We start from the raw sequence: 7,932 nt of genomic DNA on the forward strand, positions 1-7,932 counted from the left end.
CCCCCACTCCCCCCAGGAGCCCCAGACGGATTTTTTTGGCTGCTCGGCGGAGTTTCTGTTGATAGGATGATTGCAGATTGGCTGACAGGCTAAACCTTGATTGTTGACGTTACCCCAGTGCCATGGTTGCTTCGTCGCAGTATCTCACCCCCGAAGATTACCTTCAGCTCGAAACCGAAAGCCCCGTCAAGCATGAGTACTTTGATGGGGAAGTTTACGCCATGGCGGGGGCCAGCGATGGGCATGTCACCATTGCGGGCAACCTATTTGCGCTGTTGCGCAGTCATGTGCGGGGCACGGGCTGCCGGGTCTATATTTCGGATATGAAGGCGCGGATTGAGGCGCGCAACCGCTTTTTCTACCCGGATGTGATGGTGACTTGCGACCCGCGCGATCAGGAGACTGACGGGTACAAGCGCTTTCCTAAGCTGGTGGTGGAGGTGCTGTCTGAGTCTACTGAGGCGTTTGACCGGGGGGATAAGTTTGCCGACTATCAAACTCTGGAGAGCTTAGAAGAATACGTGCTCGTCAACACGCGGCACCAGCGGGTGGAGTGCTTTCGTCGCAATGAGGCGGGGCTGTGGGTGTTGCAGTATTATTTGCCCGAAACAGCCGTGCCCGAAACAGCGACGTTTTGCCTAGAGAGCATTGGCTTCACCGATACCATTGCGGCTCTGTACGAAGACGTGACGCTGGAGCCGTCTGAAGAAATCTCTGAGGCTTGATGCGAGTTGTCTGCTTGGTCAGGGGCGATAGGTTGTACGGAATTTGCTTTGGTTGGCGTGGGTGGGTTGGGCAAACGCCGTTTGCCCCTACGAGAGGCGTGGCGTAGTTGATTCATGGCTGGGTTTAGAAATGCCAAAGCCCCCAGGGTGTTTAGAACTCTGGGGGCTTTTTTGCGGTTTTGGTGGTTTAGGCGGCGCGGCGGCGGGGGCGCTTGCGTTCAGATTTTTTCTTGTAGCCGATGGCTTGGGCTTCGTGGCTGTCGGGGCCAAACAGGCCGCGCACCGATTCTTTCATGGCGATGACGCTGTTGTGGAACTCCCACTCGGCTTGGCGGGCTTCGTCGGCAGCGGCTTTGGCCAGGGCTAGCATTTCGGTTTCTTTTTGCTGTTTAGCCTGCATGGTGGCCAGGTTGGTTTGCAGCGCTTCGGGGGTGGCCTCGGAGCGGCGGGCGGTGTAGTCGTTTACGGCTTTAAATCCTTCGTAGGACTCAACATCTTGCAAAATGACGCGGGTCTGAAGACGGCGACTGGTATCGACAATGGCCATGGGTGGCACCCTCAAATAAGGTTAATAGGTTGGCGTTTTTGGAACGTGGCAGCAACGGGGCAAGATTTTCAGGGGTTGAGTGGTGCAGGGTGGGGCGTAGGCACTGCACCGGGTAAAGCGTTGTTTCGCACAAGTTCATACTGCCCCTGGGGTTTGAATTTGCGCTAGGGCAGACAATTTTGCGGCAAACATCGGCTAAATGGCTGAGCGCGATCGCAGTGCAGAGGGCTGCGTCTTAAGCTGACCCGCTACAGAGCCGTACTTTGGGCCTGCAATGCCAAACTGCTGTGCCACATTGACGATCTGCTGTGCCACATTGGCGATCTGAAGACGCAGATCGCTAAACTGCTGTGCCACATTGACGATCTGCTGTGCCAGTTTGGCGATCTGAGGGTGCAGATTGCTTCGCATCGCTGCGCGATCGCTAAACTGTTGTGTCACATTGACGATCTGCTGTGCCAGTTTGGCGATCGCAGGGCGCAGATCGCCAGTAGAGGCGATAAGGTAACGGGTTCCTGTTGCTTGTAGCCTGGTTTGGCAGCAGCAATAGGAACCCGGTATCTGTGATGAAGAGATTTACTCAATCAGCACGGTTTTGGTGAGAATAGCCATCCACGTCTCGGCTCCGCTCGACGCTGGCGTCTCGGCTCCGCTCGACGCTGGCATCTCGGCTCCGCTCGATGACCGCGTTTCAGCTGCGCTGGGCGGCGCGGGGATGGGGTCGCCCCAGTCGTTGGGGTCGGCGTAGCCGAGGGCGTGGAGGATTTTGATGGTGCGATCTATGGCGGCTAGGCTGCCGTAGATCATGTGGCGCACCCGCTCTGGGCGAGGGTGGGGGGTGCGGTGTGAAGACGGCGGCAGGTTAGATGCGCCGCTGGCATCGGGGTCGAGATATTCAAACATGGGTTCTGTCTCCGGTTGTGGGTTAGGAAGACAGAACGCGAAAACCCTAGCCACCCGCAGTTGAGGTGCAAACTGGGGGGGCTAGGGTACCATGGGCCTAGCCTCGCAATCTGCCTGATAGACTTGCGGGGTTAGCTGTCTGTTGGTGGTGACACACCTTCAGGCAGCGCTAAAATTTTCGAGTTCTGCGTAACCACCGCTCTGCTGAACGGCTTAATGGATGATGATAGTGGTACTAGCGATCGCCGTCAACCGTGGAGGTGAAGGATGGCACAATTCTCTGGCAAATCAATAGTCAAAACTATTTTGTCTATCTTCCGTTGAAGGGCTGTTATGCGGATTATTCGCTGCCTTCCTTCCTTGTATGAGCGATTAGGTAGCAAGTAATTTGTATATATCTATCTTGTAGAGAGAACTAGACAGATACAGTGTTTCCCACTTCAGCAAAGTAGGGATCAGGATCTGAGATTGCTATATGACAAGGATTTTAGGCCTTTTGCCTTATCTCACGTGAGCCAGAAAGACTGTATACCAAATTCTTTGTTAAATTCTTCCTAAAAATGATTTGAATTAGTTATCATAACAGCAAGTATTGAGCACTTGCTGTTACCCTAAGTAATTTCTGCTATTTCCTTAAAAAATCCAAAAAGAATCCATTGAGCTATAAAACATGAAGAATATTGACGGCTTAATTGATAGCGTAGCCCCAAATTTTCTTGAAATGAATTATTACAAGTCTCTGTTCCAAGGATCTTTTTCTAAAGAACAAACAATGAAGGCTCACTTGCAGGATCTAGCACGTTCACTTGGGTGTATAGGTTTGAGAGAAATTCAACTTAATAAATTGGCAGAGTTAGTTAAATCTGAAACTGTAAGTCATGAAGATGCAGAAGAACTCAGGGAAGTTATACTTGATGAACTTCCCTCTCTTGACAGAAAAAGCCATTATGAAGTTAGATTGCAGATGTTTGAAGGATATGGTTATTCGGAGCCAGAGCTGAAGCGCGTAATTCCATTGCCTGAAGCTAAAGAGGCAACTAGGATATTTAGGAATATTTTTTATAATCGAAGCTTATTAGAGATAACAATTGCGGTGGGCGCTATCGAGAACTGGTATGTGCCGCTGGCAGCGGAGTTAGAAAAGTGTTACCTCGGTTTAGGATACACACCATATCAGGTAGCAACTTATACGCTTCACAAGCAAGCAGACTACGAGCACTCAAAAGCTTGTTACAAGTTCATTGATAGATACTCAAGCTTGCTAGATGAAAATTTGCTACTAGAAGCAGTTAGGGAAGGATTTAGATCGGTTATTTTATACGATGATGCAAGGTATAAAGCTGCAACTAGCAATTTACCGTTTGAAAGTTATTTATCTTTACCGAAAACCTGAATATCTTCAAAAACTGATTCCGTTTTAGGTATCTATTAACGGTTAAGGTGCTAAGAGGCATGAGAGAAAAGAAGGGCTTACCCAAAAAACGAAGAGTCTTTTTACATTTTCATAATTATGAATTGTTAAAATTGTACGGAATTGCTCATTTGAGCGACAAAAGGTTATTAGAACATTCCATACTATTAACGAAATACTCTCTCTTAATAAGCCAAGCACCTTTACTCATACAGCCAAAGTGTTTATTTGAAACGAGCTACTTTGAAATTTACATTAAAAGACTAAGTTCAGTTATAAATGCTGGGCTAATAGAATACACAGATCACACGCCTGATTTTGAAATCAGTGAAAAGAAAAATCAATATAGAAGTCATCACTTAATATCAGCTTACTCTGATGAAAAATCTTACCAAAAGAAACTTGATGAGCTAAAGAAGATGAGATGGAAACCTCGTTTAAAGTCTTCCAGTCGTGCGATAGTCAAAGATTGGATTTCTGATCTTGAAAAGGATTCAAGCTCTCTTTTAGAGATAATAAACGAAAGCGAAAGTGGATATCTAAATATAGATAAGGCAGTTGATGACTTTATTTCTATTCCAGAAAGATTGCAAGGAGAAGCCTTTATCTTAAGCAATGTTCAGAAAAGATTTGAAAAAACGCTAAGTCAAAAGCACGGCTTAGCCATAAATTTTCAAATAAATAAGTCATATTTGCTTAGTTACTTGCAAGAATATGAAGCATCTATACTTATAGATACGCCATTAGCTTGTTTAGATTGTTGTTTGAGTGATTTTCAAAATTATACAATTTCCTTTCAGGATTTGCAAAGAGCATTTACGTATCTAGGGCTAAAGGAACCAATAGAGAAAAAGTTATCGTGGACTGATCTCATAAAACTTAGAGAAGATTTGAGTTTTAATGTAATCATTAATCAAATTTTTCAATTTGGGAAAATCGATATTGGCGTTCTTGAAAATCCAAAAAATAAACATTTGTTCCAAGAATTTTCTTATTCATATAAAGATAAAAAATATTTATTGGAAGAAATCAAATCTTTTCTGGCAATGTTATGCAGTGATTTAGGTGAACTTCAATTAAATTCATGCTTTTCTGAGTCAAGTTCGCACAATAAAATATGGCAAAAACAAGGCTGTATTCCTTGTAAAATTAACAGAGAAGAAATTGATTTGACACTAAAATCTGGAGTAACCATTATGACTAATAAGCCAATTTTCAATATCCATCAGGAAGGTGCAACTATTGGTGTCGGTGTTGCCTCTGAAGGGAGTAAAATTAACTTTGTTCAACACGCGAAGCAAAATGTTAATATTCCTGAACAGGATCTTGCTGATGCAACTCGTAAAATTCAAGAATTATTGGGCCAACTTTCTCAAACTTACCCAATCACTAGCTCTGCCCAGCAAAAAACTTTTATCCAAAATTTTGTTCAATTGTTTGAGACTGCACCCGATCTTGCTAAAGTTTTATTGGCGGGCGGTATTGAAGGGCTGAAACTTTTGTGTCCACCTGCTGGAATTCCTATTGAAATGACCCGTCGCTTGTATGAAAGTCTCCACGAGCGCTATACTCAGCTTTAAGCCAAGGTTAGCTACGGCCTAACCATGTTGCAAGGGTATTGGTTCAGGGTAAGCGCAAGTGCGATCGCAGATCTCCTATAGGTTGGGTTGACGAAGGAAACCCAACAATCCCAGAACAATTTTATTCCCAACCCGCTGCGATATTGCATAGGAATCACCTATTGGGAATAACTCTAGGATGTACAGGTGGAGTGCAAATTCTTTCACCCATCCATGTGCGATCGCCGCGCCCAAACCCCAGCAGCCACCTACTTCTTCACCGTCGTCACCTGCGATCGGCATCCCCTACTCCATCGCGATGAATTAGAGGTTGATGGCTTGGTTCGAGGATGTTGGGTTCCACTTCGTTTTACCCAACCTACGTCTACTAGAAGTGTATCTGTCTGTAAAGTGATTTCTCTATCAGCACCTCAATCATTCGAGTAAATTCCCTGCTCAATATAACGTACCGGAAATATACCTAGGGTACGCAGATGCAGTGCTGAAGTAATCGTAGGTGTTGGGTTTCGCTTAATTATACTCCCCAGGAAGAACGTTTTTTATAACAGTAACTCCGCCAAATTTCTTTCCTGACATCCTCAGTAATTCATCACCTGAAAATTCAAAACCAAGTTTTAGCGCTATTCGCGCAACATCATCTGCAGTTGATGCTGTAAGCACCTCATTTTTAAGTGCAGGTTCAGACTGCATTTTCTTTAAAAATGCCTCAAGTTGATCTAAAGCCATATTGGAAATTCCTATTCTTATTAGCTAATTATATGTTAAAAGGGAACCCATTACAGGTCAGGTCGCAACCGCCGACCAAGCCGAAACCGATCGCTGCTGGAACGCGATCGGCGACAACGGCGGCCAAGAGAGCGACTGCGGCTGGTGCAAAGACAACTGGGGCCTTATCCTGGCAGATTACGCCGATCGTCTGGGCAGAAGCGCTCGCCAATCGCGACCCCGCCGTCGCTAAGCGCGCCTTCGAGACGATGATGCAGATGCAAAAGATCGATGTTGCTGCGATCAAGGCGGCCTGTCGAGGTTGAGTGCGATCGCACTCTAGCCCAGTCTTTCTCCATTGGAGAGGCTGTTCCAACAACCATCGCCTCCAACCTCACTTCCCTCAAGACGCAGGCGGAATTCGCGCCGTTCTGTGAGATTGCAAATCATCGGGCAGCTGGAAGCGGGGCACCATGCCGTCTTTGCTGTCGAGGTAGAGTTCGGCAGCGGTCAGTAGGTCGGCGGCGCAGGTGGTGGGGTCGAGGTCAGTAAACAGATAGGTGGGTTTGCCGGTGCCCACGTAGGCGATCGCGCAGGGTTGCTCACAGATGCACAGGCACCCGGTCGTTTCTAAGGCCAGCTCATCTCGGCGAGGCCACTGCTCGTACAGGGCTTGCAAATGCTTCATCAAATGAGCACCACCCGTCTCCCCGTCGCGCTTTTCTTCATCGGCGGTAAAGCCGCAGCTTTGGCACACAATCAGCTGGTCGGGCATGGCTACGATGGCTCCACAAGATATTTGAACAGGTCGTCAAGCACGGCATTAGCGGCGATCGGGCCATCCCCAATCCAATAGGAAGGAACTTCGTAAACCTGCCCATTCTGAACCGCACTTAAGGTAGACCACACCGGATCAGCTACCAACTTTTCTTTCTGACTCTGAGCCTGTTGGGCAACATCATCTTGAAATCCGTAGGTCCAGAGAAATATAGCGTCACCATCGGCATCGGGCATTTTTTCGCGACTGACAGTGTATTGAATTGGATTGTCAAACAAAGTGCTGGCTTCCGCTGCGGTCAAATCTTGGGCAGGGGGGCGAGCCAGTCCGGCATCGGCCACCACCGTTCCACAAAATGAGTCTTTAAGGTACAGGTTCACATGGCTTGGGTACACCCGCACAATTGATACGTCAATTTCAGCCGCACGGTTTCCCATTTGTGCCTTAAATTCCTCTGCCCGAGCCTGGTAATCGTTCATCACCTGTTCGGCTGCTGTGGTTTCGCCTAATGCCTCTGCAAAACTCATAAAAAACTCTTTCCACTGCCCACTGTGCTCGTAGGCAATTAAGACTGTGGGGGCAATTTTAGATAAGGCACCGTAGTTCACTGAGACATAATCTGCACCAATAATGAAGTCTGGTTTGAGGGTCAAAATCTTTTCGATGTTGGGGGCATCGTTGCCGCCCACGTCTTCAATGCCATCGAGCATGTCGCTGAGGTGAACGTCCTGAGCACTTAGCCAGTCGCTACCGATCGGTCTAATACCTAAGCTCAGGGCATAATCTAAGGCACCCAAGACAACAACGCGCTGGGGGTTATTAGGCACACAGGTTTCGCCCCTGGCATGGCGAATGACTCGACAGTCGGCGCTGGCGAGCGCACCATCCATTTGGGTAGAGGTATTGGGTGTACAAGCACTGCCAAGGATCACGATAACGAGGAATGTAAACAATCCTAAAACAAGCGATCGCCACTTACTAGTCCCTAGGCTGCTGCAAAAAACTTGTTGAGTCATTTTGTAACCATGCATGGGCATTAACTAAAGCCAAATTTCTAAAAATCAACCGAGACTGAGCCAATAATGCTCAGCGGTGCCCCTGGCTCAATCGCTACCCGACCAAAGTTATTGGCCTTGAAATAGCGCACGTCAAACAGGTTTTGTACATTAATGGCAGCCCGCCAGTTGTTGCGACGATAAAACACCGCTGCGTCAGTGCGCAGGTAGCTGGGTAAATCGAAGGTATCTTCGAAATCTCCGGCGCGATCGCCGACGTAAAATACC

The 7,932-nt window shown here is 47.3% G+C and carries 10 protein-coding genes and 1 pseudogene; 4 read left to right on the top strand and 7 right to left on the bottom strand.

What is annotated here, in order from left to right:
* Positions 1-122 precede the first annotated feature (122 nt).
* Positions 123-725: a Uma2 family endonuclease gene (locus tag IQ273_RS27240; protein ID WP_194026273.1), complete on the top strand. Its 603-nt coding sequence runs from the start codon at positions 123-125 to the stop codon at positions 723-725.
* A 187-nt stretch (positions 726-912) separates the two neighbouring features.
* Here the strand turns inward: IQ273_RS27240 and IQ273_RS27245 are convergent, their stop codons facing one another.
* The 3 genes from IQ273_RS27245 to IQ273_RS27255 all read right to left on the bottom strand — a co-directional run bounded on the left by IQ273_RS27245 (position 913) and on the right by IQ273_RS27255 (position 2,175).
* Positions 913-1,272, bottom strand: coding sequence for a hypothetical protein (locus tag IQ273_RS27245; protein WP_194026274.1), 360 nt, complete (start codon positions 1,270-1,272; stop codon positions 913-915).
* 195 nt (positions 1,273-1,467) lie between these two features.
* The gene (locus IQ273_RS27250) at positions 1,468-1,713 is read right to left on the bottom strand and encodes a hypothetical protein (RefSeq protein WP_194026275.1); all 246 of its coding nucleotides are present in this window, start codon (positions 1,711-1,713) and stop codon (positions 1,468-1,470) included.
* Positions 1,714-1,848: 135 nt separating this feature from the next.
* A complete protein-coding gene (locus IQ273_RS27255; RefSeq protein ID WP_194026276.1) occupies positions 1,849-2,175 on the bottom strand; it encodes a hypothetical protein in 327 nt (108 codons plus the stop codon).
* 670 nt (positions 2,176-2,845) lie between these two features.
* On the opposite strand from IQ273_RS27255, the gene IQ273_RS27260 reads away from it, so the two are divergent.
* A complete protein-coding gene (locus IQ273_RS27260; RefSeq protein ID WP_194026277.1) occupies positions 2,846-3,568 on the top strand; it encodes an iron-containing redox enzyme family protein in 723 nt (240 codons plus the stop codon).
* A 59-nt stretch (positions 3,569-3,627) separates the two neighbouring features.
* A complete protein-coding gene (locus tag IQ273_RS27265) occupies positions 3,628-5,166 on the top strand; it encodes a hypothetical protein (RefSeq protein ID WP_194026278.1) in 1,539 nt (512 codons plus the stop codon).
* 510 nt (positions 5,167-5,676) lie between these two features.
* Here the strand turns inward: IQ273_RS27265 and IQ273_RS27270 are convergent.
* Complete coding sequence (locus tag IQ273_RS27270) at positions 5,677-5,892, bottom strand: Nif11-like leader peptide family natural product precursor (RefSeq protein ID WP_194026279.1); 216 nt, start codon at positions 5,890-5,892, stop codon at positions 5,677-5,679.
* Between the two features lie 52 nt (positions 5,893-5,944).
* On the opposite strand from IQ273_RS27270, the pseudogene IQ273_RS34560 reads away from it, so the two are divergent.
* Positions 5,945-6,197 (top strand): annotated as a pseudogene (locus IQ273_RS34560) (VOC family protein); the annotation flags it as partial.
* A gap of 77 nt (positions 6,198-6,274) precedes the next feature.
* Here IQ273_RS34560 and IQ273_RS27280 read toward each other — a convergent pair.
* From IQ273_RS27280 to IQ273_RS27290, 3 genes are all read right to left on the bottom strand, one after another.
* Positions 6,275-6,646, bottom strand: coding sequence for a DUF1636 domain-containing protein (locus tag IQ273_RS27280; protein ID WP_194026280.1), 372 nt, complete (start codon positions 6,644-6,646; stop codon positions 6,275-6,277).
* A gap of 2 nt (positions 6,647-6,648) precedes the next feature.
* Positions 6,649-7,539 carry an iron-siderophore ABC transporter substrate-binding protein gene (locus tag IQ273_RS27285; protein WP_194026281.1) on the bottom strand — a complete coding sequence of 297 codons (891 nt, stop codon included), beginning with the start codon at positions 7,537-7,539 and terminating at the stop codon, positions 6,649-6,651.
* 164 nt (positions 7,540-7,703) lie between these two features.
* The coding region (locus tag IQ273_RS27290) for a TonB-dependent receptor (RefSeq protein ID WP_194026282.1) at positions 7,704-7,932 on the bottom strand (229 nt) is incomplete at its 5' end.

The sequence above is a fragment of the Nodosilinea sp. LEGE 07298 genome (assembly GCF_015207265.1).
Classification (GTDB): Bacteria; Cyanobacteriota; Cyanobacteriia; order Phormidesmidales; family Phormidesmidaceae; genus Nodosilinea.

What these genes read in the sequence shown, in the direction of transcription:
- IQ273_RS27240 (WP_194026273.1), top strand. Translation starts at nt 123, where the DNA reads ATGGTTGCTTCGTCGCAGTATCTCACCCCCGAAGATTACCTTCAGCTC.
- IQ273_RS27245 (WP_194026274.1), bottom strand. Translation starts at nt 1,272, where the DNA reads ATGGCCATTGTCGATACCAGTCGCCGTCTTCAGACCCGCGTCATTTTG.
- IQ273_RS27255 (WP_194026276.1), bottom strand. Translation starts at nt 2,175, where the DNA reads ATGTTTGAATATCTCGACCCCGATGCCAGCGGCGCATCTAACCTGCCG.
- IQ273_RS27260 (WP_194026277.1), top strand. Translation starts at nt 2,846, where the DNA reads ATGAAGAATATTGACGGCTTAATTGATAGCGTAGCCCCAAATTTTCTT.
- IQ273_RS27265 (WP_194026278.1), top strand. Translation starts at nt 3,628, where the DNA reads ATGAGAGAAAAGAAGGGCTTACCCAAAAAACGAAGAGTCTTTTTACAT.
- IQ273_RS27270 (WP_194026279.1), bottom strand. Translation starts at nt 5,892, where the DNA reads ATGGCTTTAGATCAACTTGAGGCATTTTTAAAGAAAATGCAGTCTGAA.
- IQ273_RS27280 (WP_194026280.1), bottom strand. Translation starts at nt 6,646, where the DNA reads ATGCCCGACCAGCTGATTGTGTGCCAAAGCTGCGGCTTTACCGCCGAT.
- IQ273_RS27285 (WP_194026281.1), bottom strand. Translation starts at nt 7,539, where the DNA reads ATGGATGGTGCGCTCGCCAGCGCCGACTGTCGAGTCATTCGCCATGCC.